Consider the following 22,304-nt stretch of genomic DNA (forward strand, 5'->3'; position numbering starts at 1 on the left):
CCCCCGCTTTTTTTACGCATCAATCACTTTCCCCGGGTTGAGGATGTCTTTCGGGTCCATGGCCCGCTTGATGGTCTTCATGATTTTCAGTTCGCCTTTTGGCGTGAACTGTTCCATATATTTCAGTTTCTTGGCACCGATGCCGTGTTCACCGGCCAGGCGGCCGCCGACGCTGTAGGCATAGGCGTAGACCTGCTGGTGGAATTCTTCGACGTTCTTTTCCCATTCTTCGTCGCTCATATCCATCTTGCAGAGGACGATGTGCAGGTTGCCGTCGCCGATATGGGCGTTGATCTTGACTTCAAAGGGATAGTTCTTGCCGATGTCCATGATTTTTTCAATGGTCCCGGCGATTTTATGTACCGGAACGACGACGTCGTCCGTGAGGAAGACCTTGCTCTGGAGTTCGACGGACGTCTGGCAGTTACGGCGCATATTCCAGACGCGGTCGTCAGCTTCCAGGACTTCGGCAGCGCCCGATTCTTCACAGATCGTGCAGACAGCGTCCATCTTGGTGTCCAATTCGTCTTCGTGGAACGTTTCGACGGTGATGATGACGTAAATGCCGTCGTCGTAGTGCGGCATGTCCTTGTAATGGCAGTAGTCAGCGCAGCCGCGGACGTAGGAATTGTCCATGTATTCGACGCTGGTCGGGTCGATGCCGGCTTTCATCAGCTTCGGCACCATGTGCAGGGCCTGGCGCGGGTTCGTGTAGATGGCCAGGACGTCGAAGCGGTACGGCGGCAGGGGGATGAGCTTGACTGTGACTTTGGTGATGATGCCCAGCGTCCCTTCACTGCCGATGATGAGCTGTTCCAGGTCGTAGCCGGTAGAGCATTTCTTGAGGATGCGGCCGCATTCGACGATATCCCCTGTAGGCGTGACGATTTCCAGGCAGTAGACCTGGTCGCGGGTGACGCCGTAGCGGACGGCGCGCAGGCCGCCGGCATTGGTGGCCAGGTTGCCGCCGATGAGGCAGCTTTCGGCGCTGGACGGGTCGCCGGCATACATGAGACCGACTTTTTTGGCGGCGTTCTGCAAGTCTACCGTGCGGACGCCGGCTTCGACGGTCATGTACATGCCTTCTTCATTCAGTTCGATGATCTTGTTGAGACGGTCCATGCAGAGGACCAGGCCGCCGCAGACAGGGATGGCACCGTCGGCCAGGCTGGTGCCGCCGCTGCGGACGGTAATGGGGAAGTCGTATTCATTGGCCAATTTGACGATGTCCGAGATTTCCTGGGCATTGGCCGGTGATACGGCTGCTTCCGGGAGATGGAACATGGCCGGATTGGTTTCATAGTCTGTCTGATACTGTAAGAGCAGGTCTTTATCGGTCTTGACATAAGTCGGACCGGTAATGGCCTTTAATTTTTCAATGATTTCTGCCGTAATAGGCTGATAAGTTTTCAAGCGAAGGGCCTCCTTATAAAAATCGGTTGTCTTATTTTACCACGCCCGCTTTGCTTAGGGAAGGCATCAGAACTTGAAATCGATTGTTGCCGAGACGCCGACGCCCTGGACGCGGCTGAGGTTGGTGACATTCGTCGTCGCCATTGGGATGAGGGCATTGGCCCGGGCGATGCCGTTGAATTCGCCTTCCAGCTGAGCCACGGCCTTGACCTTTTCGACCTGTGCTGATGGGCCGATGACCTGGACGGCGCCGATATATTTACCCGTACCGACACTGACGATGGGGACGACTTTCGTCGCGTAGTCCGTGCCGACGCCGTTCTTCATGAGCAGTTTGTTGAGGAAATCATTGATGGAATCGCCGTATTTGGAAACGAGGACGGAAATACCGCCGACTTTCAGGATAGAGCCGAGGTTGAAGGCCTGGACGGCCGTGCCGCCGGCAAAGCCGAGGAGCGATGCAACCGTAACGGCTGCGATGAGTTGTTTTTTCATGGAAATACCTCCTAATTTACACTTTTTTGGGACTTGTGCCGCGGGCCAGCGAGGCCGTGACGGCGAGGAAACAGAGGACGGCCAAGATGACGAACGAAGCGTGCAGGGCGGCCACGACGCCATCCGCATAAGACGGCTGTTTGGCCGTCTCTGTCGTCATGATGAAGGTGACGACGGCCATGCTCAGGGCCTGGCCGAGGTTGCGCGATAAGGCCAGGATGCTCGAAGCGATGCCGTGATGCATCTTTTTGACCGACCCTATGATGGCGCTGTTGTTGGGCGCGCCGAACAGGGCTGCGCCCAGGCCGATGAAGACCAGGAATATGGCGGCGCCGCTGACGGGGATGTGCGGGAACAGGGCGAATGCCGTCAGCCCCAGGGCCGTCAGGACGAGGCCGATAGAGGCAATGCCCCGTGGGCCGTATTTATCCGACAAGTCGCCGGCCCGGGGCGACAAGAAGGCCATGATGATGGGCTGGACCAGGAGAATGGCTCCGGATACAGCCGGCGGCAGGCCGAGGATGACCTGGAAATAGAGGGATAACAGGAAGGACACGGCATACGTGGAGCTGTACTGGATGAGGGCAGCCAGGTTGGACATGGAAAAAGTCAGGTTGCGGAACAGATAGAGTGGCAGCAGGGGGTGGAAGGACTTGCCTTCATGGATGACGAAGATGACCAGCAAGACCAGGCCAATCCAGAAAAAAGCACTGTAATCTTCAAAGGATGATAGCCCGTACAGCGCGCAGAGGATGCCGCTGACCGATAAGGCTGTACTGACCAGGTTGACGAAGGGAGCGCCGTTGGCATACCATTCTTCTTTGATGGGCCGGATGAAGGCGTACGAAATGATGATGGCCAGGGCAGACAAGAGGAAGATACAGCGCCAGCCGACGAACTGCGTCAGGGCGCCGCCGATGACCGGACCCAGGGACAGGCCAAGATAGGTCAGGGCAACGGCCCGGCCGAGGATATGGCCCTGATGGGCTTCATCCGTCGTGGCCAGGAGCAGGGGCATGTAAGATACGTAGACGCCGGACAGGGCGATGCCCTGGATGGCCCGCAAGATGATGAGCATCGTCAGGGTCTGGGCGAAGGCCGCCGCCGCTGTCGCCATGGCAAAGACGATGAGCGACAGGGAATAGGTCCGCCGCCGTCCATGGACATCGGAGACCTTTCCCAAAGGCAGGAGAAAAGCAGCCGTCGTCATCAAGAAAATCGTCACGACCCAGCTCATGCGGTCCGGCGCGACGCCGAACTGACCGGCCATGACGGGGATGGCGATATTGATAGACGTAGAAAGAAAAGGCCCGACAAAACTGATCAGGCAAATCGAGTAAAAAATCCGTTTTTCCGTCGACATATCCGCACCTCACAAACGTAATCATTCTGCTCCTATTATACCATATGAGCCGGAGCCGGTGGGAGCTGGCGGAGAAAATCGCGGACTAAGAACGTGCAGAAATAAGGAAAGGTGTAAATATCGTTTTCATGGCCGATGTTGCCGCCGATGAGCTTGATGCCGAAGCGGATGTCACTATAAGACGGGCTTTTCGACGAAAAACGGCTTTTTCTGAGGACGCTCTTTCCACTGAATGAGGAAGTCATCGATTTTTCGCTTTAAAAGCAGTATCTGAGCGAGTCAAAATAATGTTTGTTATAATGATATGCTAACGTGAATTTTTTTGCTAATTTATTAGAAAATATATAAAAAGATGAAACTATACTTGACAAGTAGCCTTTTGAATAGTACCATAGGCGTAAACATTGAGAAATGCGATAACCAAAACAAGTACATCTGTGTACTGCGTCAGAGAGTGCAGGTCTGGGGCTGAAAGCCTGCATCGTTGGGAAACAGGATGGAATGCCTTTGGTTGCATGGCTGCGGAATTTAGTATGCAGCTGCGTCTGACCGGCGTTACACGGTTATGAGATACAGTTTTGGCTGTAAACAGAGTGGAACCGCGGGCCACCGTCTCTGTCATAGGAGATGGTGGCCTGTTTGTATATCCACAGAAGGATATAGAGAAAATGAGAAAGAGGGGTTATGAATGATACAGGACATAAATCAATATATTCATGATGAATTTCAATGGTTCCATCGTCATCCGGAACTATCTTTTAAAGAAATAGAGACGACCAAACGGATCCGTCAAGACTTACAAAAAGGCGGGCTTCATATTTTGAATCTGCCTTTGGAGACGGGCGTCGTTGCAGAGGTCGGAACAGGAAAACATCCTATTGTTGCTATCCGCTGCGATATTGATGCCCTGCCGGTTACGGAAAAAGCTGACGTACCTCATCGGTCAGAACATCCCGATTGTATGCATGCTTGCGGACATGACTTCCATACAGCTTCTATTTTGGGGGCAGCTTATTTATTGAAAGCACGGGAAGCCGATATTCAAGGAACTATCCGTATTATTTTCCAGCCGGGAGAAGAAGGTCCGAGCGGAGCCTTGAAAATCATTGAAACGGGCATTATTGATGATGTCGATGCGATTTTTGGAATGCACTGCACGCCCCTTCTCGATGTCGGTCAAATGGGGATCATCGATGGTCCGGCCATGGCGGCTGTCGATGCTTTTCGTATTACTTTTCATGGCAAGGGCGTCCATGCAGCTCATCCGGATAAAGGTATCGATCCCATCGTAACAGCGTCTGCTTTTGTCGGTGCTGTCCAGACTGTGGTCAGCCGGAATATGGATCCCTTCGCCGCTACTTTGGTCAGCGTTACCCATATTGAAGGCGGTCACAACTGGAATGTCATTCCTGATGAAACTTTTGTTGAAGGTACGACGCGGAGTATGAGTAAAGAAGGGCGGCAGGCTATTCGCAATCATATCGAATCCTTGGCCTCTTCCACCGCTGCTGCTTATGGCGCCAAGGCCGAAGTCCATTGGATTCCAGGGCCGCCGGCATTGATTAATGATGCTCATTGGGGAATCTTAGCCCGTAAGGTAGCTGATAAACAGGGCTTTGATAAACAACCGATGGCCCCGTCACTGGGAGGCGAAGACTTTGCCTTTTATTACGATAAGGTACCTGGTTATTTTGTTTTTGTCGGGACTGGCCATTCCTACCCGAATCACAATGCTAAATTCAAGGTAAATCCAGCCGCACTATATCCGGCTTCACAATATATGGCTGAACTGGCCTGCCAGGCAGTAGAACAGATTCAGCAAGAAGGGAGCAGCAAGGGATGATTCAATTTAAAGATGTCAGCAAGACCTTTAAAAGCAAAGGTGTTACGACACAAGCATTACAGCATGTATCACTGACTATTGATGACGGAGATATGTTTGGCGTCATCGGGTTCAGCGGTGCAGGTAAATCGACGCTGCTGCGCATGGTCAACGGCCTAGAAATGCCGACCGAAGGTCATGTAGAAATCAACGGCCAAGATTTGAGTAAAATTTCTCACAATGAAATGCGTAAACTTCGCAAATCCATTGGTATGGTCTTTCAGCAATTCAATCTTCTCGACTCGAGGACCGTTTTTGACAATGTAGCTATTCCTTTACGGCTTAATAAAGCGGATAAAGACAAGATGCATAAAAAGGTCATGGAACTTTTGGAATACGTCAATCTGGCGGATAAGGCCGATGCTTATCCGGGTCAACTTTCTGGCGGGCAAAAGCAGCGTGTTGGCATTGCTCGCGCACTGGCTACGGATCCGTCTATTCTCTTATGCGATGAAGCGACAAGTGCACTGGATCCGGAAACGACGGAATCGATTTTGCAGCTCCTTGAACGGATTCATAAAGAGTTAAATATTACCATGCTTATCGTTACGCATGAAATACAAGTTATTCAGCGTCTATGCAATCGTGTGGCCGTCATGGAACATGGTAAAGTCGTAGAAAGAGGATCTGTGCTGGAAGTCTTCAGTAATCCTCAGCAGGATATGACTAAAAAATTTGTCCGTACGGTTATTCCCGACCAGATTCCGCCGTCTGTCGTTGCCAAGATTCATGAAGAAAAAGATAATTATAAAATTTTGAAACTTCGTTTCCTTGGCGATAATGCGACAGACCACCTTATGTATCATATCAACAAAACCTTTTCCGTCCAGACGAATATCCTCTTTGCATCAGTCAATGAATTACAAAAGACGATTCTTGGTATCTTCATCCTTCAGATTATTGGGAATGATGCAGAGATTGCCAAGGTTATTCAATACATTGATGAACAGCAGGTTCAGTGGCAGGAGGTTGATTTGTAATGATTGATTTAGGTGTGCCTATGTCGCAGATTATTTTGGCGGCAGAACAGACTGTATATATGGTCTTCGTTTCGTTATTCTTAGGGACTATTTTGGCAATTATCATGTCTGTTGTCCTGGTGCTGACTAATGATGATGGCATTTTGAAGAATAAATATGTCTATACTGTTCTCAATACAGTTATCAACATTATTCGCAGTATCCCGTTTATCATCTTGATGGTTTTTATTTTGCCATTGACTAAAATGATTGTTGGGACTCGTATTGGGACGACAGCGGCTTTAGTTCCACTGGTCATTTTCATTGCGCCTTACTTGACCCGGCTTTTTGAAAATTCCATTTTGGAAGTCAGCAAGGGGATCGTGGAAGCGGCGCAGTCCATGGGAGCGTCTTATTTTGAAATCGTTTGGTATTTTCTGCTTCCTGAAGCTAAAAGCTCTCTTATTCTATCGATTACGACTGGGACTATCGGCCTTATCGGAGCGACAGCTATGGCTGGTGTCATTGGGGCCGGTGGCGTCGGTGACTTAGCTTTGACCTATGGCTATGAACGATTGAATACGCCGCTCATGTTCTTTACGGTCGTCATCTTAGTTATCTTTGTACAAATCATTCAATCCATTGGCAATCATTTTGCCTATAAGACGCGCAATCATTAAGGTTGCACACTTATCATATATAGGGATGTTCATTTAGGGGGTATTCATATGAAATGGAAAACATGGAAAAAATTTGGTGTCATTGCGATGGCCGTCATCATGGGCGCTGCTTTTCTTGCCGGTTGTGGCAGCGACAGCAATAATGCATCTAGCGCCAACAAAAAGGAACTGACGTACAGTAAGTCTCAGGGACCGTATTCCGACCTCTTTGAAAAGGGAATTAAGCCTATTTTGGAAAAGAAAGGCTATAAAGTTACCGGTAAGGATATGTCTGATTTATTGCAGGCCGATGTAGCTTTGAATGAAGGTGAAGTAGATTTCAACGTTGAACAGCATACGGCTTATATGGAAAACTTTAATCAAAAACAAAATGGCCATTTAGCGGCTATTACGCCGATTCCGACTGTTCCGGCCGGTATTTTCCCGGGTTCTAAGACTTCTTTGGACCAGGTTGCTGATGGCGATACGATTGCCGTTCCAAACGATGCTTCTAATACAGCTCGTGCTTATGCCCTGCTCCAGAAAATCGGCTGGATTAAATTGGATCCCAATAAAGACTTGTCGACAGTTACCCAGCAGGATATCGTAGAAAATCCGCATCACTTGAAATTTACAGAAATGAAATCTTTAACTATCCCATCTGTACGCAGTGATTTCAGTTACATTGTCATCACTGGCGCTATCATTTACAATGCTAAAATCGATCCTCAGACGGCTTTGGCTAAAGAAGATATCTTACCGCATCTCCTGTTACAGCTCGTTGTCCAGGATAAAGATAAAGATGCACAATGGGTCAAAGATATTGCCGATGCATACCATTCCGACGAATTCAAAGAGTATATGAAGAAAAACAATAATGGCCTTTGGTTCGTACCTGAGGGAGAATAATCGCTAGTTTTTTAAAAGAACCTGGCGATTTCTTCCGGCGTATCGACGAGGAAGCGGGCACCGTGGGCTTTCAAAAAAGTTTTGGAACGAAAACCCCAGGTGACGCTGATGCAGTCCAGGCCTGCGTTTTTGGCGGTCTGGATGTCGATTTCAGAATCGCCGATGTAAACAGCCTGTTCCGGCGTGAGTCCTAAGTCTTTCAAGGCTTTGAGGACCATGTCCGGCGCAGGCTTTCGCCGTATCTGGGGCTGTTCGCCCAGGGAGAGATCGAAGAGGTCCTGAAAATAGTCGGCTGTCAGTTTCTGTACGGCCGGGTCGGGTTTATTAGAGACGACGGCCGTTTGGATGCCATTGGCCCGGAGCTGGCGGAGGAGCTGGCTGATGCCGGTGTATTCTCCCGTCTGGATGGCGCAGTGGGCGGCATAGTAGGGACGGAAGATGTCCTGGATGCGGCGGACTTCCTGGGCATCGACACGCGGTGTAATCGTATCGCCGTCCTGGCCGACGTATTCCAGCTGTTCGTAAGAGGCAATCCCCTTTTCAATGGCCAAGGCGCGGGTAATGGCCACTTGGACGCCGCTGCCGAAGAATTGGCGGACCTGGGCTGTCCCATAGGCATGGTCGTGACCTGTTTCGGCTAAGACGTGGTTCAAGGCGCTGGTCAGGTCTTCCAGGGTATTGAGGACGGTACCGTCCATATCAAAAATTGCGGCTTTATATGTTTTATGTTTCATATTCTTCTCCATGGTTACTTTATTTTTTGCCATTTTAGCGCAGGCTGCTGGCATAAATCTTTTCCAGGTTGTCGCGCATGCGATCCAGGTAGGATTCGTCATCTTCACTCGTTTCGATGGTATGGATCGTTTCGACGCGGGCACCGACTTCACGGGCCAGGGTTTCTGACGTTTTCGGGCTGACCATGTCTTCGACGAAGATGGTCCGCACGTCGTTGGCCCGGCAATAGTCGGCCAGGCGGGCCAGCTGGCGGGCACTGGGTTCGCCGCTGGAAAAGACGGATTCGACGCTGTGCTGGGTCAGGCCGAAGTCGCGGCAGAGGTAGGCAAAGGCAGCGTGGCCGGTGACGAAATCCTTGCGGGGAACGCTGGCGAATTTGCGGGCATATTCGTCTTGCAGGGCCTGGAGCTGTTTTTTGTAATTCGCCGCATTGTTGCGGTAATAGTCGGCGTTGGCCGGGTCGGCTTCAGCCAGGGCGGCGGCGATGTTAGATACTTCGATTTGGGCGTTTACCAGGCTCAGCCAGATGTGAGGGTCGTAGGCGCCGTGTTCTTTGACATCTTCCTCATCGGTCAGGGCGATGGGCGTGACGCCTTGCGAGGCATTGACCGTATGGAGGGATGTATTCTTGGCTGCTTCGACGACCTTAGGGGCCCACGGTTCCATGCCCAGGCCGCTGTAAACGAAGAGCTGAGATTTACCGAGATGTTTAATAGTCTGCGTCGTCGGTTGGAATTCATGGGGCTCTGTCCCATCGGGGATGAGGGTGTAAACATCGACTTTATCACCGCCTACGGCTTGAGTGAACTCTTTCAGAGCGTCGAAAGTGACAGCGACTTTTAATTTCCCGTCATCGGGGACATCGGCGGCGGGACCACAGCCAGCCAGGCCGATGATGCATAAGCAGGCCGCCAGGACCATGCCGTAACGGGCCAGGCGGTTGAGGGTATGTAACAACATTGATAAGACCTCCTATGGCGTCCATCGTATCACGGGCGCCTTTTTTTGTCAATTATTTGCAAATGCCTTGCATTTTCGTTTTCACGGGGCTATAATAAGGGCTCGAGACTACGACAAGGGAGGCAAGCTATGATTGATTTACAGCACGTTTATTTCGCCTATGAACACGGTCAGTACCTGTTAGAAGATGTCAACATGACCATCCGCGACGGCGACTATATTTCCGTCGTCGGTGAAAACGGCAGCGGCAAGAGTACGCTCATCAAACTCATCCTGGGCCTGTTGTCGCCGAGCCGGGGGTCCATTTCCAATACCTATCGCCATCGGGCCTATGTGCCCCAGCGCTTCGAGACGCTGAACAGCCAGTTCCCGATTACGGTCTGGGAAGTCCTCAACTGTTACCGCCAGGTCCTGCACTTGAAGCATAAAGAAATCATCCGGGACTGCCTGGAACAGATGAATGTCTATTCCCTGAAGGACCAGCTCATCGGCAACCTGTCCGGCGGCCAGTGCCAGAAGGTCCTCATCGCCCGGGCCCTCATGGGCCATCCGGACCTGCTCATCTTCGATGAACCGTCGACGGGAATCGATGTGCGCAGTCAGGAAGAGCTCTACCCGTTTATCAAGGATTTAAATGAAAATAAAGGCGTCACGGTCATTACGGTCGAACACAATCTGAAATTCGCTGTCCGCAATTCGACGAAGATGTTCCACGTCGTCGGTGGCCGCGGCCATTTCTGCTCGCCCAAGGCATATCTCGATGAATATGTATCAGCCACGATGGGAGGGGATAAGTAATGTTTGAATATGCCTTTATGCAGAATGCTTTTATCGTAGCCCTGCTCATTTCTATCGTCTGCCCGCTCATCGGCATGTTCCTGGTCCTGCGCCGCTATTCCATGATTGGCGACGCCTTGTCCCATGCGTCCCTGGCCGGCGTGGCTGTGGGTCTCCTCTTTGACTGGAACCCCGTTCTCAGCGCCTTTGGCCTGACCAGTTTCTTCGGCATCCTCATCGAAGTCCTGCGCCGCCGCTTCCGCCGTTATGCCGAGCTCATCCTGGTCATCATCTTATCTCTCTCCGTGGGCATTGCCATTACCATCATCAGTGCCGGCCTGGTCCACACGAATGTCGAATCCTTCTTGTTCGGCAGTATCCTCACCGTGTCGACGGGCGATGTCTACTCCGTCGTCGCCCTCAGCATCATCTCCCTGGCCGTCATTGCCAGACTCTATCCCCAGCTGGTCATGCTGACCTTTGATGAAGACGGAGCGCAGATTGCCGGTGTCCGCAGCAAGCTCATCAACTATATCTTTGCCGTCCTGGTAGCGGCGACGATTTCCGTTTCTATCCGCATCGTCGGCATCCTGGTCATCAGCTCCCTCATCGCCCTGCCCGTGGCGACGGCCCTGCAGCTGCGCAAAGGCTTCCGGCGGACCCTCATTTACTCCGTCGTCTTCAGCTTCATCGACATTCTGTCGGGCCTGCTGCTGTCGTACTACATCGATGCTGCGCCTGGCGGCGTCACGGCCTTGACGTCAGTTGCCATGCTGCTTCTGGTCATTGCCTATAAAGAATGTGTCTTTTCCCTGCAAGAAAAGAGGCGCCGTCCATGAATGACGATTATAAAGCCTGTTTACGCGAACATGGCCTGAAGAGTACCAAGGCCCGCAACGGCGTCCTGGATATCCTGAGCCGGGAAACCAGTGTCGTGACCGTCGAAACCGTCTATGCAGCCCTGTTGGAACAAGGATGTAAAGTCAATTTTTCCACAGTGTACCGCATCCTGGAAATGTTTACAGAGCGTAAACTGACAGAAAAGATATTCCTCCCCGATGAAGGGAAATACGGCTTTTCCCTCCGCCGTCCCGGCCATACACACAGGCTCATCTGTTTACAATGCCATAAAGTCGTGGATCTAGCTCATTGTCCGCTCAGCGACTATGAAAAAGAAGTGGCCCAAAAGACACAGTTCGACATCGTCGGCCACAACCTGGAACTCTACGGCTATTGCCCGGAATGTAAGAAGGGGAGATAATCGCTAGTGGTTAGTGGTTAGTGGTTAGTGGTCATTTGCTAGGAGCGTCACCCAAATTCCTAACGGGTCGCCCACGTGGCGGGCCTTACTAGAAAAGGGACTACGCATGATGGTATAAGCCTTCATACGATAGTCCCTTTTCTAGTAGTGGTTGTTATTAAATTTATAAAAAAGAAAAAGCAACCTCTCAGTCAGCTTTGCTGACAGCTCTCCTATGAGGAGAGCCACGAACTGCGGCCTGCGAACTGCGGTCTGCGGGCGCCCCACGGGGCGCCCCTACGAGCCACTAACCACTATTTACTTAACAAATTTAATGAAATCCGGTTTCCGCGGGGCTGCGGCCGGTTCCGGGCCGTCGCCGTAGCCGACGATGCAGTGGCCGACGCCGACGAGGTGTTCCGGCAGGCCCCATTCTTTGAGGAGGGCTTTCCCTTCGGGCGTTTCAAATTCTTCTTTGGCCCGGTTGATCCAGCACGAGCCGAGGTGCAGGGAAGCGGCGGCATTCATGAGATTGCCCAGGATGAGGCAGCCGTCGGACCAGGCGTTGGGGGATTTTTCCATGTCGGCCAGGACCAGGAGGACCGTCGGGGCGCCGTACATGGGGTCATTCGTCGTGCCCATGATTTTGGCGTTGAGAGCGCTCAGGCGGGCCAGGGTATCCGTATCCTGGATGACGACGATGGTACAGGGCTGCAGGCCACGACCGCTGGCTGCATAGGTGCCGGCCTGGAGAATCAGATACAAGTCTTCATCGCTGATCTGGGCCTTTTTGTACTTGCGGACGCTGCGCCGCGTGATGAGGGTATGGATGGTTTCATTCATGACATTCACTCCTAAGTAAAAGTATTTTGTTGCGATTTTGTTATCATTATAGGGCATTTTTGATTTAGAGGAAAGGCTTTTGCCAGGACATTTCACGCCTTTTTAGGACTTTTTATAATTCCTTCATAATTCATTTACCTTGTCTGTACCCTGTGCGGGCCTTATTTGTGACGCCTCTAGCAGTATATGTGAAAAGTGTGCTATAATAAAACGATTAAGACAGACAGTGATAAACAGCATTAGGAGCGATTGCATTGAAACGACGAGCACCGGAACTTTCACAACAATATATCCAGCCTTTGGCCGATGTCTTCAAAGTCCTCGGCGATCCGACACGGCTGCGCATATTGCGCGTCCTCATGAATCAGGAAGTCTGCGTCCGGGATATTGCCGATGAACTCGGTATGGGCCAGTCTGCTGTGTCCCATCAGCTGCGCATCCTGCGCGATGCCCGGCTGGTCCAGTTCCGCCGGGACGGCAAGACCGTATACTATTCGCTGGCCGATGCCCATGTCTTTACGCTGCTCGACGTCGGCCTGGAGCATGTTGCCGAATAAAAGGGGTACATAAAAGGGGAGTAGTTTATGTATGTTTGTTTAATGCGTCACGGAAAGGCCCAGCCTTTTGATCTGCATCAGCCGGATAAACTGCGTGAACTGACTGAAAAAGGGTGTAATCAGGCTTCGTCCATGGCGAAATGGGCCTCGTCATGGTGGCCGTCGGGGAAAACGGCCCTGTGGGTCAGCCCATACGTGCGGACGTGTCAGACAGCCGCTTATTTAGAAAAGCATCTGCCTATTGAGCAGTTCCATACGCATAAAGCCATCGCTTCTGGTGACTTAGTCGCCGTATACAACGAGATTTTGAGCCGGGAAACAGCTGATGTCGTGTGCATCATCGGCCATTCGCCGTTCCTTGACCGCTGGGCTCAGGCCTGGACGGGGACGGCTGTCGACTTCAAGACGGGCAGCATGGCCCTGTTCGACTTCGACGTCCACGGCGGCCGCATCGGTTCGGCATCGCTGCTTTTCTATGTCCATCCGAAGGCCTTGAAATTTTTGGGACCTTCTTACAAAGAATAAATTGGAGGTTGTACTCATGATGAAACATGTATTATCCATTGCCGGGACGGATCCTTCTGGCGGAGCCGGTGCCGCTGCGGATTGCAAGACTTTTTGTGCCCACGGCTGCTTTGCCTTGAATGTCATTACGGCCGTCGTTTCCCAGAACACCCAGGGCGTGCGCGGCTATATGGACATCACGCCGGACCTCATTGCTTCGCAGATCGATGCGGTCTTTGAAGATATCGACGTCGACGCCGTCAAAATCGGCATGGTCAGTGTACCTGAAACGATCCGCGTCATCGCCGATAAATTGAAACAATACCAGCCGCCGTATATCGTCATCGATCCGGTCATGGTTGCTACCAGCGGCCATCGCCTGCTGGTACCGGAAGCCGAACAGACGCTGAAGGAAGTCCTCCTTCCCATGGCCGATGTCCTGACGCCGAATCTGCCGGAAGCCGAAGTGCTGACAGGGAAATCCATTGAAAGCCTGCACGACATGGAAGAAGCGGCCAAGGCCATTGCCGCCATGGGTGCCAAAGCCGTCCTGGTCAAAGGCGGTCATCGCATTGCCGATGCGACGGATATCCTCTTCGACGGCCATGATTTTCATTATTATAAGGGGAAACGCCTGGAAAGCACGAGTACCCATGGGACAGGCTGCTCCTTATCGAGCGCCATCGCCTCGAACCTGGCCAATGGCCTGAGTCTGCCAGACGCAGTCGGTGCGGCGAAAGAGTACGTCTTTGAAGGCATTGCCCATGCTGAACCCATTGGCAAGGGCCATGGCCCGATTCATCACTTTTATGAATTATATAAGAAAGCAGGGTGGACAAAATGAGATTGACACATTCTTGGAAGAAAATGTGCTGCCTGGTCATGGCAGCTGCATCGATCGGCGGTATGGCACTGGCTGCTTCACCGCAGGCAACATATGAAGAAGCGGCCCGCAACATGGCGGCCCATCCTCAGGGCTCTTATACGCTGAAACTGGGCCTCAAGATGCCCTTTGTCGGCGAAGGGGCCGTCGTCAACAATATCGACGTCCAGGAACGGCCTTTCGTCATCCAGTCCCAGGCTAAGGTAACGGGTTTTGCTGCGACGACGATGAAGAAAGTCCCTGAAGGGAAAGCCTATGCCGTCCAGAACGGGAAAAAAATCGACGTCTATTACCAGGAAGATGGCGATGAATGGGAAAAGAAGAGCTATGATTTGAAGGACAGCAAGCCCTTGGCCGATTACCTGCGTCAGGACTACAATGTCCTGGCTGGCGTGAAAAAAGTCACCGCTGCCGGCGGCAATGATTACAACGTCGTCTTCGACGCTTCCCATATCTATAATCCGGCCGACCAGGCCCAGTGGAAGAAAAACGGCATGACGGCCGAACAGATCCGCGTCATGACCAAAGTCCTCCAGGGCTTGCAGCAGTGCGGCGACTTATCGACGGTCGTCACCATCGACCCGGCGACGAAGCGCATTTCCCGCATCTCCCTGCCCTTGACGGACCAGCTGCGCAGCCTGGCCCTGACGCTGGTCGATGAATATGGCCGCAGTGACGCCGACAAGGCCGTAGCCCAGTCGTTCATCAAAATGAGCGAAGTCAGCCTGACCATCGATTGCACGGCCCTGCCCCAGGGAACACAGCTGACCGTGCCGGAAAAAGTCATCAAATCGGCAAAATAAATGTAAATTTTTTATGAAAAGTTAAGAGTTTTCACAAAAAGAGACGATAGATTATTGACAGAGTCCCGGAAATAACGGAAAATATGATAGAAGGAAGAAAATCCATTACTGTTCGTTATATCTACATATAGGATAGACCTGCAGCCTGGTCTGCCGGGCTCCGGTTGGAACGGATACAACTATATTTATTTTTAGGAGGTATATTTTGGCTAAAAAAGAAAAACTCATGGTAATTCCCTTAGGTGGTTTAGGTGAAATCGGCAAGAATATGACGGTCATCCAGTACGGGAATGATATTATCGTCATCGACGCCGGCCTGGCCTTCCCGGATGACGACATGTTCGGCATCGACCTCGTCATCCCGGACATGAGTTACTTGATTGAAAACCGGGACAAAGTACGGGCCGTCGTCATCACCCATGGTCATGAAGACCATATCGGCGGTTTGTCCTACTTGCTCAATGAAGTAAATGTGCCCGTATACGCCACCAAGCTCGTATGCGGCCTCATCGAAGGGAAACTGAAAGAAAATCACATTACGAATTATACACTGAATGAAGTGCATCATGGTGATGAAGTACAGATCGGCTGTATGAAGGTCGGCTTCATCCATACGAACCACTCCATCCCGGATGCCAGTGCCCTGTATTTCCGGACTCCCATAGGCACCATTGTCCATACAGGCGACTTTAAGATGGACCTGACGCCAGTCGATGGCCGTCAGATGGACATCCATAAATTTGCTGAATTAGGCCGCCGCGGCGTCCTGCTGCTCATGTCGGACAGCACCAATGCCGAACGGCCGGGCTACACCGAATCGGAAACGACTGTCGGCCATGCTTTCCGCAAGGCTTTCCGCGCTGCAAAAGGCCGTATCATCCTGGCGACATTCGCCTCGAATATTTCCCGTATCCAACAGGCTATCAATACGGCAGTGCAGTTCAAGCGCAAAGTCACCGTCCTCGGCCGCAGCATGGTCAACAACGTCCAGATTGCCATTGAACTGGGCTATCTCGACGTTCCCGAAGGTGTCCTCATCGAACCGGATGAACTGAACCGTTATCCCGATGACCAGATCCTCATCTTGACGACGGGCAGCCAGGGCGAACCCATGGCCGGCCTGTCGCGCATGGCTTCCAACAACCATCGCAGCGTCAGCATCATGCCTGGCGATACAGTCATCATTTCGGCTACGCCTATCCCGGGCAATGAAACCGGTGTCAGCCGCACCATTGATAACCTCATGCGCCTCGGGGCCAATGTCATCGCCGGCCGGGATAAGAAAATCCACGTATCCGGCCATGCCAGCCAGGAAGAACTGAAGCTCATGCTGGAACTGATCAAACCGAAGTATTTCATCCCTGTCCACGGCGAATACCGCATGCTCAAGACGCACGGCGACCTGGCCGTCATGATGGGCGTTGCCAAGGACCACGTCCTCATCGGCGACAACGGCCAGATCTTTGAATTCTCGAACCGTTCCGGCCATAAGACAGGCCATGTCAATGCAGGCCGCGTCTTCATCGACGGTCTCGGCGTCGGCGATGTCGGCAACATCGTCATCCGCGACCGCCAGCAGCTGGCTATGGAAGGTGTCGTCATCGTCGTCATGACCCTGGCCAAAGGGACGAGCCATCCCCTGGCCGGCCCGGATATCGTTTCCCGCGGCTTCGTCTATGTCCGCGATTCGGAAGAATTGCTCCGCGAAGCTCATGACCGCGTCGCCGCCGTCCTCGAACGCTGCGAAGCCGGTAATATCCGCGAATGGGCTGTCATCAAGTCCCAGGTCCGCGATACGCTGAGCCGTTATCTCTATGAAAAGACACGGCGTCGTCCGATGATCCTGCCGATCATCATGGAAGTATAATTTGATATTTGTTACTGTGACAGCGGAGGCATCTCGTGCCTCCGCTGTTTCTCAGTCCCGACGAAAGGGGGAACTGTTATGGAGCAGAGGCGTGTCACCCCGCTGACGACGGCCGGCTGTTTTGCCGCCATTATGCTGGTCTTTGCGCTTCTCAGTACATACGTGCCGATTTTTTCTTTTATTGGTTATTTCATCATGCCCATTCCCATGGTCATCATTTTCATGAAATACGGTCTGCGCCAGACCTTGCTGCTGGGCGTGACCGTAGGCTTCCTCATGGGGTTGTTCATCGACCCGGTGACGGCATTGGTCCAATTCCTGAGCTTCGGTGCCGTCGGCCTGGCCCTGGGAGCTGGCTTTCGCTATGAATGGTCGGCTGTACGCCTCTTGGGGACGGTTACAGCGGCCCTGGTCGCCGTCTTCGTCGTCATCGCCCTATTGTCCTATGTTGTCCTCGACGTCAACGTCTTTACCCAGATGAACGATTTCTTCACGCAGTTCATGGACAGCATGATGGCCCAGTACCAGCAGCAGGGCATGTCTGACGTCAAATTGGCAGAAACGCGGGCCCAGCTCAACCAGGTCCGGGAGGTGCTGCCGTCGCTGCTGCCCATGTTCCTCTGTCTGGGGACGGCCATCATCGCCTACGCGAACATCAAGATTTCCCAGGTCATCCTGCGCCGTCTCGGCTTTTCGCTCAAGGCGTTTTTGCCTATTCGTTATTGGGAAATACCCCGTAGTATGATATACTTATATATATTGGCATTGGTCATGAAATACTGGGGAGTGACACGGGATATTACCTGGCTCAATATCATCGGCATGAATCTCAATCAGATTGCCTTCTTCTTCATCTGTATCCAGGGAATTGCCTTCGTCTTTTATCTCCTCAGCAGCCGTTTCCGTTTAGGGAATGGCCTTCAGGCCCTGATCCTCATCTCATTTTTTGTCATGCCTGTTTTTTCGTATGCTGCCTTTTTAGCCGGCATCTTCGACATGCTCACGAATTATAGAAAAAAAGGTCGTACGCTTTAGTACGCAGGGGGCGGAACCATGTTTAAAACGTTGCTGTCAAGGCGGTCGGAAGAACCTTTCTTCCTGATTACCGTCTTGCTGCTTATCATCATTGCCGTATATAATTGGGTCATCGCCTTGCTGGCCCTGATCCTCATCGGCGGGGCTTATGTCCTGACCCGCAAGAACCATAACGAACGCAACCGGGAAATCAGCCAGTTCTTCGATGCCATCTCCAAGAGCGTCGACCAGGCTTCGACGTATGCCGTGCAGAATCTGCCTATCGGCATTGCCATCATCGACATGCAGTCCAACTTGTGCTGGGCCAACAGCGTCTTCCGAGACTGGGTCGGCGACATCGACAACGACCAGCAGCTGGACCACATCATGCCGAACTTGAAAGTCGATAAGTTCTGGGGGAAATCGGGATATTTCTTTGAACACATCGGCGAACGCTATTACCGCGTCGTCTACAAGTATCTGCAGACCGAAGCCGCTGACGATGACAATTACCTCATCCTCTATTTTGAAGACATTACCGATACGGAACGGCAGAAGCTGAATTCCCTGGCTGCTGTCCCCGTTTTCTGCGATATCGAGATCGACAACCTGGAGGAAGTTGCCAAGGGGATGACGGCTGTCCAGCGGGCTACGCTGGTGACCAACGTCAACAACTGCCTTATCGGCGAGCTGTCCGGCCATAATTGCTTTATCTGGGCTTACGGCAATGAGAAGTACATTGCCTGCATGAGCCGGGATACGCTGGAATATTATAAGGAAGATAACTTTTCTTTCCTGGAAAAAATCCGTTCCATCCATACGGTCAACCGCATCCCCGTGACGCTCAGCATGGGCATCGCCCTCTTCCCGAGCGACGTCATTGCGGCGGGCAAAGCCAATTTCAACGAACTGGCTACGAAAGCCCGGGCCGGCCTCGACCTGGCTCTGGGCCGCGGCGGCGACCAGGTCGTCGTCTATGAAGAGGACGGATCGCCTCACTTCTACGGCGGCAAGACGCGCTGCGTCGAAAAGAATACCCGCGTCCGGGCCCGCGTCGTCGCCCAGGCCATCCACGAACTCATCGATACGAGCGATATGGTCCTGGTCATGGGACATGAACGGGAAGACTATGACAGCATCGGCGCTGCCGTCGGCGTAGCCCACATGGCCCGCCTGGCAGGCAAGCCGGTACATGTCGTCGTCAGCAATCAGACCGACGCCATCCGGCGCCTGGAAGATCAGATCATGGATAATCCCGATTTCAAGGACCTGCTCATTTCGGCAGAAACGGCGGAGAACATCTGCAACAGCCAGACCCTGCTGTTCATCGTCGATACGCACCGCCCGGACATGACCGTAGCCCCGGCTTTGCTGGACGAAACGGACCGGCGCGTCGTCATCGACCATCACCGCCGCAGTTCGGACTTCATCAAGAAGCCCTTGCTGACCTATACGGAAACGTCGAGTTCTTCGACGAGCGAACTGGTGACGGAGCTCTTGCAATATTTCCAGGAAGATGTAGAATTGACGAAGATCGAAGCGACGGCCCTCTATGCCGGCATCATCGTCGACACCAAGAACTTCGCCGTCCAGACCGGCGTGCGCACTTTCGACGCCGCGTCGTATCTGCGCCGCTGCGGAGCGGATCCGGATATCGTCCGCGAACTGTTCAGCTCTGACTTCGATACCGTCAAGGACCGGGCCCTCATCTTGTCCGGTGCCCAAATCAGCGACGGCGTCGCCATGGCCAGCTGCCCCAAGGGTCAGCGCAATGCCACCATCATCGCCGCCCAGGTAGCGGATATGCTCATCAACATCGACAGCGTCGAAGCCAGCTTCACTTTCTATTATCTGGCCGATGACTGCATCGGTGTCAGCGCCCGCTCGAAAGGCGAAATCAATGTACAATTAGTCATGGAAGCTCTCGGCGGCGGCGGCCACCGTACCGTTGCCGGTGCCCAGCTGCGTGGCCGGACCCTGGTCGAAGCCCAGGGGGACGTCATGGCAGCCCTCCATGAAATCATAGATAAAGACAAGGAGATTGATGAAAAATGAAAGTAATCTTATTACAGGATGTAAAGAAACTCGGTAAGAAAGGGGACATCATCGAAGTATCGGAAGGCTATGGCCGCAACTTCCTCCTGCCCCGTAAATTAGCCGCTCCCGGCACATCGGAAAACCTCAACGATGCCAAACAGAAAAAAGCCGCTGCCAAGCATAAGGCCCAGGTCGCTTCGGATGAAGCCGTCATCCTGGCCAGCCAGCTGAAGAAAGTCGAACTGACCATTCCCGTTAAAGTCGGCGAAGGCGGCAAAGTCTTCGGTGCCATTACGGGCAAGACTATCAGCGAAGCGGCCAAGGCCCAGTACGATATCGACCTGGACAAGAAAAAAGTAGAAATCAAGGATCCGATTAAATCGCTCGGCGATTACGATGTTACCATCCGCGTCCATCCGACGATTACCAGTGTCATCAAAATACACGTTGTAGAAGGCTGATCATAAGCCATAAGGGGATACAATGAAAGAATTATTGGACAAATTATTACAGCGCCATAAGTACCTCGAACCGACGGCGGAGGAAGAACTCCGCCGTCAGGTTAACGTGCTTTATGGCGCTTTTACTGGTCTTATAGGGTCTGAAAAGATGGTCCTCCGGGCCAGTAAGTACTCTGCCTTGTCGTACATCCATTCCGAAGACCCGCGCCAGCGCCTGGTCGGACTGCAGCGCCTCATCTATGAAGACGTCTCGTATGATAAAGTACCCGATGACGATGAAGTCATCAACGTCCTCAATGAACTGGAAATGGTCCTGGCTGAGATGCTGGCCCGTCAGGCCGTAGAAGAACGGCTGGAAAAGAAAATCAGCCAGCGCATGGATGAAAAACAGCAGGAATACGTGCGGGAAATCAAGATGGAACTCATCAAGGAAGAACTGCACGACGTCGAAACGCCGCAGACCAAGCGCAAGCTCAAGGAATTGGACGACCTGGAAAACGTCCATCTTACGGAATCGGTCATGGAACGGGTACGGCCGAAACAGCTCCGGGCTATTGTCGGCCAGGAACGGGCCGTGGAAGCCATGCAGAGCAAGTTATCGTCTGTCTATCCGCAGCACCTGCTCCTCTACGGACCGCCTGGCGTCGGCAAGACGACGGCTGCCCGCATCGTCCTCGACGAAGCCAAGAAGCTGCCCTTTACACCGTTTGGCCCTGATGCGCCCTTTATCGAAACGGACGGGACGACACTGCGCTGGGATTCGCGGGATATGACCAACCCCCTCATCGGTTCGGTCCACGACCCGATTTATCAGGGCGCCCGCCGCGACCTGGCCGATACGGGGATCCCGGAACCGAAGCCGGGCCTGGTCACCGAAGCCCATGGCGGCATCCTCTTCATCGACGAAATCGGGGAAGTGGACCCGATGCTGCTCAACAAGCTGCTGAAAGTCATGGAAGACAAGCGGGTCCGTTTTGAATCGGCTTATTACGACGAAGACGACCCGAATGTGCCGAAGTATATCAAGAAACTCTTTGCCGAAGGGGCTCCGGCCGACTTCATCCTCATCGGTGCGACGACGCGGGACCCGTCGGAAATCAATCCGGCCATCCGGTCGCGCTGCGCTGAAATCTTCTTTGAACCCCTCATCCCGTCGGATATCGAACAGATTGTCACCAATGCCGCTGCCCAGCTGGGGGCGGAACTGGAAGACGGCGTGGCCAAATTGATCAGTGAGTTCACCATCGAAGGCCGCAAGGCCGTCAACATCCTGGCCGATACATATGGCCTGTCTGTCTTTAAATCGGGCTCCAAGGACCACGTGCGCATCACCTGCGACCACGTCCGCCGCGTCGCCCAGATCAGCCGCCTCGTGCCTTATGTGACGGAAAAGGCCAGCGATACGCCTGTCGTCGGCAAGGTCTTCGGCCTCGGCGTCGCCGGTTACCTCGGCTCGGCCATTGAAATCGAAGCCGTCGCCTTTCCGGCGCGGGCGCCGGGGAAGGGGTATTACCGCTTCAACGATACGGCCGGTTCCATGGCCAAGGACTCCATGTTCAACGCAGCCGCTGTCGTCCGCCGCATGACCGGTAAGGAACTGTCCGATTACGACGTCAACATCAACTTCGTCGGCGGCGGCAATATCGACGGCCCGTCGGCAGGCTGTGCCATTACGACGGCCCTCATCTCGGCCATCACAGGCAAGCCGGTCCGCCAGGACATGGCCCTGACCGGGGAAATTTCCATCCAGGGCCAGGTCAAGCCCGTCGGCGGCGTCTTTGAAAAGGCTTATGGCGCCCGTCAGGCTGGCATGAAAGGAATCATCATCCCGAAAGAAAATGCTCATGATATCCCGGAACGCCATTTAGGCCTGAATATCCACTATGCCGTCACCATCGACGACGTACTGAAACTGATGTTGGTCGAACAGGAGGGAGCCTAAT

23 protein-coding genes are annotated in these 22,304 nt (G+C 52.9%); 16 read left to right on the forward strand and 7 right to left on the reverse strand.

Annotated elements, in window-relative coordinates; genetic code table 11:
• Positions 1-12: 12 nt before the first annotated feature.
• From WMO23_RS00940 to WMO23_RS00955, 4 genes are all read right to left on the reverse strand, one after another.
• Positions 13-1,413 (reverse strand): FAD-binding oxidoreductase, encoded by a 1,401-nt coding sequence (locus WMO23_RS00940; RefSeq protein WP_302512125.1) that lies wholly within the window; start codon positions 1,411-1,413, stop codon positions 13-15.
• A gap of 66 nt (positions 1,414-1,479) precedes the next feature.
• Entirely contained in the window at positions 1,480-1,908 is a 429-nt protein-coding gene (locus WMO23_RS00945) for a hypothetical protein (protein ID WP_020311674.1), read from the reverse strand.
• Positions 1,909-1,924: 16 nt separating this feature from the next.
• Complete coding sequence (locus WMO23_RS00950) at positions 1,925-3,271, reverse strand: MFS transporter (RefSeq protein WP_292108259.1); 1,347 nt, start codon at positions 3,269-3,271, stop codon at positions 1,925-1,927.
• Positions 3,272-3,306: 35 nt separating this feature from the next.
• Positions 3,307-3,516: a hypothetical protein gene (locus WMO23_RS00955; RefSeq protein WP_020311672.1), complete on the reverse strand. Its 210-nt coding sequence runs from the start codon at positions 3,514-3,516 to the stop codon at positions 3,307-3,309.
• Positions 3,517-3,959: 443 nt separating this feature from the next.
• Here WMO23_RS00955 and WMO23_RS00960 point away from each other — a divergent pair, with 443 nt between their 5' ends.
• The 4 genes from WMO23_RS00960 to WMO23_RS00975 are packed head-to-tail and all read left to right on the forward strand — an operon-like array spanning position 3,960 to position 7,680.
• On the forward strand, positions 3,960-5,114 hold the full coding sequence (locus WMO23_RS00960; RefSeq protein WP_071601857.1) for an amidohydrolase: 1,155 nt from the start codon (positions 3,960-3,962) through the stop codon (positions 5,112-5,114).
• Positions 5,111-6,133, forward strand: coding sequence for a methionine ABC transporter ATP-binding protein (locus tag WMO23_RS00965; protein WP_020311670.1), 1,023 nt, complete (start codon positions 5,111-5,113; stop codon positions 6,131-6,133). The genes WMO23_RS00960 and WMO23_RS00965 overlap by 4 nt, the downstream gene beginning before the upstream one ends.
• Positions 6,133-6,792 (forward strand): methionine ABC transporter permease, encoded by a 660-nt coding sequence (locus WMO23_RS00970; protein WP_020311669.1) that lies wholly within the window; start codon positions 6,133-6,135, stop codon positions 6,790-6,792. The genes WMO23_RS00965 and WMO23_RS00970 overlap by 1 nt, the downstream gene beginning before the upstream one ends.
• 48 nt (positions 6,793-6,840) lie before the next feature.
• Positions 6,841-7,680: a MetQ/NlpA family ABC transporter substrate-binding protein gene (locus WMO23_RS00975; RefSeq protein WP_292281678.1), complete on the forward strand. Its 840-nt coding sequence runs from the start codon at positions 6,841-6,843 to the stop codon at positions 7,678-7,680.
• An 11-nt stretch (positions 7,681-7,691) separates the two neighbouring features.
• On the opposite strand, the gene WMO23_RS00980 is transcribed toward WMO23_RS00975, so the two are convergent.
• Both WMO23_RS00980 and WMO23_RS00985 read right to left on the reverse strand, forming a co-directional pair.
• Complete coding sequence (locus tag WMO23_RS00980; protein ID WP_036200583.1) at positions 7,692-8,414, reverse strand: HAD family hydrolase; 723 nt, start codon at positions 8,412-8,414, stop codon at positions 7,692-7,694.
• Positions 8,415-8,448: 34 nt separating this feature from the next.
• Entirely contained in the window at positions 8,449-9,375 is a 927-nt protein-coding gene (locus tag WMO23_RS00985; RefSeq protein WP_020311666.1) for a metal ABC transporter substrate-binding protein, read from the reverse strand.
• Between the two features lie 129 nt (positions 9,376-9,504).
• On the opposite strand from WMO23_RS00985, the gene WMO23_RS00990 reads away from it, so the two are divergent.
• From WMO23_RS00990 to WMO23_RS01000, 3 genes are read left to right on the forward strand one after another with little or no spacing between them, the layout of a single operon-like run.
• Positions 9,505-10,173, forward strand: a complete 669-nt coding sequence (locus tag WMO23_RS00990; RefSeq protein WP_292262524.1) for a metal ABC transporter ATP-binding protein — start codon at positions 9,505-9,507, stop codon at positions 10,171-10,173.
• Positions 10,173-10,991: a metal ABC transporter permease gene (locus WMO23_RS00995; protein WP_292298400.1), complete on the forward strand. Its 819-nt coding sequence runs from the start codon at positions 10,173-10,175 to the stop codon at positions 10,989-10,991. Before WMO23_RS00990 ends, WMO23_RS00995 begins: the two co-directional genes overlap by 1 nt.
• Positions 10,988-11,413: a Fur family transcriptional regulator gene (locus tag WMO23_RS01000; protein WP_292262527.1), complete on the forward strand. Its 426-nt coding sequence runs from the start codon at positions 10,988-10,990 to the stop codon at positions 11,411-11,413. The genes WMO23_RS00995 and WMO23_RS01000 overlap by 4 nt, the downstream gene beginning before the upstream one ends.
• A 297-nt stretch (positions 11,414-11,710) precedes the next feature.
• On the opposite strand, the gene WMO23_RS01005 is transcribed toward WMO23_RS01000, so the two are convergent.
• Positions 11,711-12,235, reverse strand: a complete 525-nt coding sequence (locus tag WMO23_RS01005; RefSeq protein WP_020311662.1) for a nitroreductase family protein — start codon at positions 12,233-12,235, stop codon at positions 11,711-11,713.
• Between the two features lie 254 nt (positions 12,236-12,489).
• Here WMO23_RS01005 and WMO23_RS01010 point away from each other — a divergent pair, with 254 nt between their 5' ends.
• The 9 genes from WMO23_RS01010 (at position 12,490) to lonC (ending at position 22,303) form a co-directional block, all read left to right on the forward strand.
• The gene (locus tag WMO23_RS01010; protein ID WP_020723714.1) at positions 12,490-12,792 is read left to right on the forward strand and encodes an ArsR/SmtB family transcription factor; all 303 of its coding nucleotides are present in this window, start codon (positions 12,490-12,492) and stop codon (positions 12,790-12,792) included.
• 42 nt (positions 12,793-12,834) lie between these two features.
• Complete coding sequence (locus WMO23_RS01015) at positions 12,835-13,317, forward strand: SixA phosphatase family protein (protein WP_020311660.1); 483 nt, start codon at positions 12,835-12,837, stop codon at positions 13,315-13,317.
• A gap of 16 nt (positions 13,318-13,333) precedes the next feature.
• Positions 13,334-14,140, forward strand: coding sequence for a bifunctional hydroxymethylpyrimidine kinase/phosphomethylpyrimidine kinase (thiD, locus tag WMO23_RS01020; RefSeq protein WP_020311659.1), 807 nt, complete (start codon positions 13,334-13,336; stop codon positions 14,138-14,140).
• Positions 14,137-14,982 carry a hypothetical protein gene (locus WMO23_RS01025; RefSeq protein ID WP_020311658.1) on the forward strand — a complete coding sequence of 282 codons (846 nt, stop codon included), beginning with the start codon at positions 14,137-14,139 and terminating at the stop codon, positions 14,980-14,982. Before thiD ends, WMO23_RS01025 begins: the two co-directional genes overlap by 4 nt.
• A 205-nt stretch (positions 14,983-15,187) precedes the next feature.
• A complete protein-coding gene (locus tag WMO23_RS01030) occupies positions 15,188-16,849 on the forward strand; it encodes a ribonuclease J (protein WP_020311657.1) in 1,662 nt (553 codons plus the stop codon).
• A gap of 78 nt (positions 16,850-16,927) precedes the next feature.
• Positions 16,928-17,884 carry a YybS family protein gene (locus WMO23_RS01035; RefSeq protein WP_020311656.1) on the forward strand — a complete coding sequence of 319 codons (957 nt, stop codon included), beginning with the start codon at positions 16,928-16,930 and terminating at the stop codon, positions 17,882-17,884.
• 18 nt (positions 17,885-17,902) lie between these two features.
• Complete coding sequence (locus WMO23_RS01040) at positions 17,903-19,918, forward strand: DHH family phosphoesterase (RefSeq protein WP_020311655.1); 2,016 nt, start codon at positions 17,903-17,905, stop codon at positions 19,916-19,918.
• The gene (gene rplI, locus WMO23_RS01045; protein WP_020311654.1) at positions 19,915-20,361 is read left to right on the forward strand and encodes a 50S ribosomal protein L9; all 447 of its coding nucleotides are present in this window, start codon (positions 19,915-19,917) and stop codon (positions 20,359-20,361) included. The genes WMO23_RS01040 and rplI overlap by 4 nt, the downstream gene beginning before the upstream one ends.
• Before the next feature lie 22 nt (positions 20,362-20,383).
• Positions 20,384-22,303: a Lon family ATP-dependent protease gene (gene lonC, locus WMO23_RS01050; RefSeq protein ID WP_292281683.1), complete on the forward strand. Its 1,920-nt coding sequence runs from the start codon at positions 20,384-20,386 to the stop codon at positions 22,301-22,303.
• Position 22,304: the final 1 nt, after the last annotated feature.

The organism is Megasphaera intestinihominis (genome assembly GCF_040096415.1).
In the GTDB taxonomy this organism is placed as follows: Bacteria; Bacillota; Negativicutes; order Veillonellales; family Megasphaeraceae; genus Megasphaera; species Megasphaera intestinihominis.

What these genes read in the sequence shown, in the direction of transcription:
- WMO23_RS00945 (WP_020311674.1), bottom strand. Translation starts at nt 1,908, where the DNA reads ATGAAAAAACAACTCATCGCAGCCGTTACGGTTGCATCGCTCCTCGGC.
- WMO23_RS00950 (WP_292108259.1), bottom strand. Translation starts at nt 3,271, where the DNA reads ATGTCGACGGAAAAACGGATTTTTTACTCGATTTGCCTGATCAGTTTT.
- WMO23_RS00955 (WP_020311672.1), bottom strand. Translation starts at nt 3,516, where the DNA reads ATGACTTCCTCATTCAGTGGAAAGAGCGTCCTCAGAAAAAGCCGTTTT.
- WMO23_RS00960 (WP_071601857.1), top strand. Translation starts at nt 3,960, where the DNA reads ATGATACAGGACATAAATCAATATATTCATGATGAATTTCAATGGTTC.
- WMO23_RS00965 (WP_020311670.1), top strand. Translation starts at nt 5,111, where the DNA reads ATGATTCAATTTAAAGATGTCAGCAAGACCTTTAAAAGCAAAGGTGTT.
- WMO23_RS00970 (WP_020311669.1), top strand. Translation starts at nt 6,133, where the DNA reads ATGATTGATTTAGGTGTGCCTATGTCGCAGATTATTTTGGCGGCAGAA.
- WMO23_RS00975 (WP_292281678.1), top strand. Translation starts at nt 6,841, where the DNA reads ATGAAATGGAAAACATGGAAAAAATTTGGTGTCATTGCGATGGCCGTC.
- WMO23_RS00980 (WP_036200583.1), bottom strand. Translation starts at nt 8,414, where the DNA reads ATGAAACATAAAACATATAAAGCCGCAATTTTTGATATGGACGGTACC.
- WMO23_RS00985 (WP_020311666.1), bottom strand. Translation starts at nt 9,375, where the DNA reads ATGTTGTTACATACCCTCAACCGCCTGGCCCGTTACGGCATGGTCCTG.
- WMO23_RS00990 (WP_292262524.1), top strand. Translation starts at nt 9,505, where the DNA reads ATGATTGATTTACAGCACGTTTATTTCGCCTATGAACACGGTCAGTAC.
- WMO23_RS00995 (WP_292298400.1), top strand. Translation starts at nt 10,173, where the DNA reads ATGTTTGAATATGCCTTTATGCAGAATGCTTTTATCGTAGCCCTGCTC.
- WMO23_RS01000 (WP_292262527.1), top strand. Translation starts at nt 10,988, where the DNA reads ATGAATGACGATTATAAAGCCTGTTTACGCGAACATGGCCTGAAGAGT.
- WMO23_RS01005 (WP_020311662.1), bottom strand. Translation starts at nt 12,235, where the DNA reads ATGAATGAAACCATCCATACCCTCATCACGCGGCGCAGCGTCCGCAAG.
- WMO23_RS01015 (WP_020311660.1), top strand. Translation starts at nt 12,835, where the DNA reads ATGCGTCACGGAAAGGCCCAGCCTTTTGATCTGCATCAGCCGGATAAA.
- thiD (WP_020311659.1), top strand. Translation starts at nt 13,334, where the DNA reads ATGATGAAACATGTATTATCCATTGCCGGGACGGATCCTTCTGGCGGA.
- WMO23_RS01025 (WP_020311658.1), top strand. Translation starts at nt 14,137, where the DNA reads ATGAGATTGACACATTCTTGGAAGAAAATGTGCTGCCTGGTCATGGCA.
- WMO23_RS01035 (WP_020311656.1), top strand. Translation starts at nt 16,928, where the DNA reads ATGGAGCAGAGGCGTGTCACCCCGCTGACGACGGCCGGCTGTTTTGCC.
- WMO23_RS01040 (WP_020311655.1), top strand. Translation starts at nt 17,903, where the DNA reads ATGTTTAAAACGTTGCTGTCAAGGCGGTCGGAAGAACCTTTCTTCCTG.
- rplI (WP_020311654.1), top strand. Translation starts at nt 19,915, where the DNA reads ATGAAAGTAATCTTATTACAGGATGTAAAGAAACTCGGTAAGAAAGGG.
- lonC (WP_292281683.1), top strand. Translation starts at nt 20,384, where the DNA reads ATGAAAGAATTATTGGACAAATTATTACAGCGCCATAAGTACCTCGAA.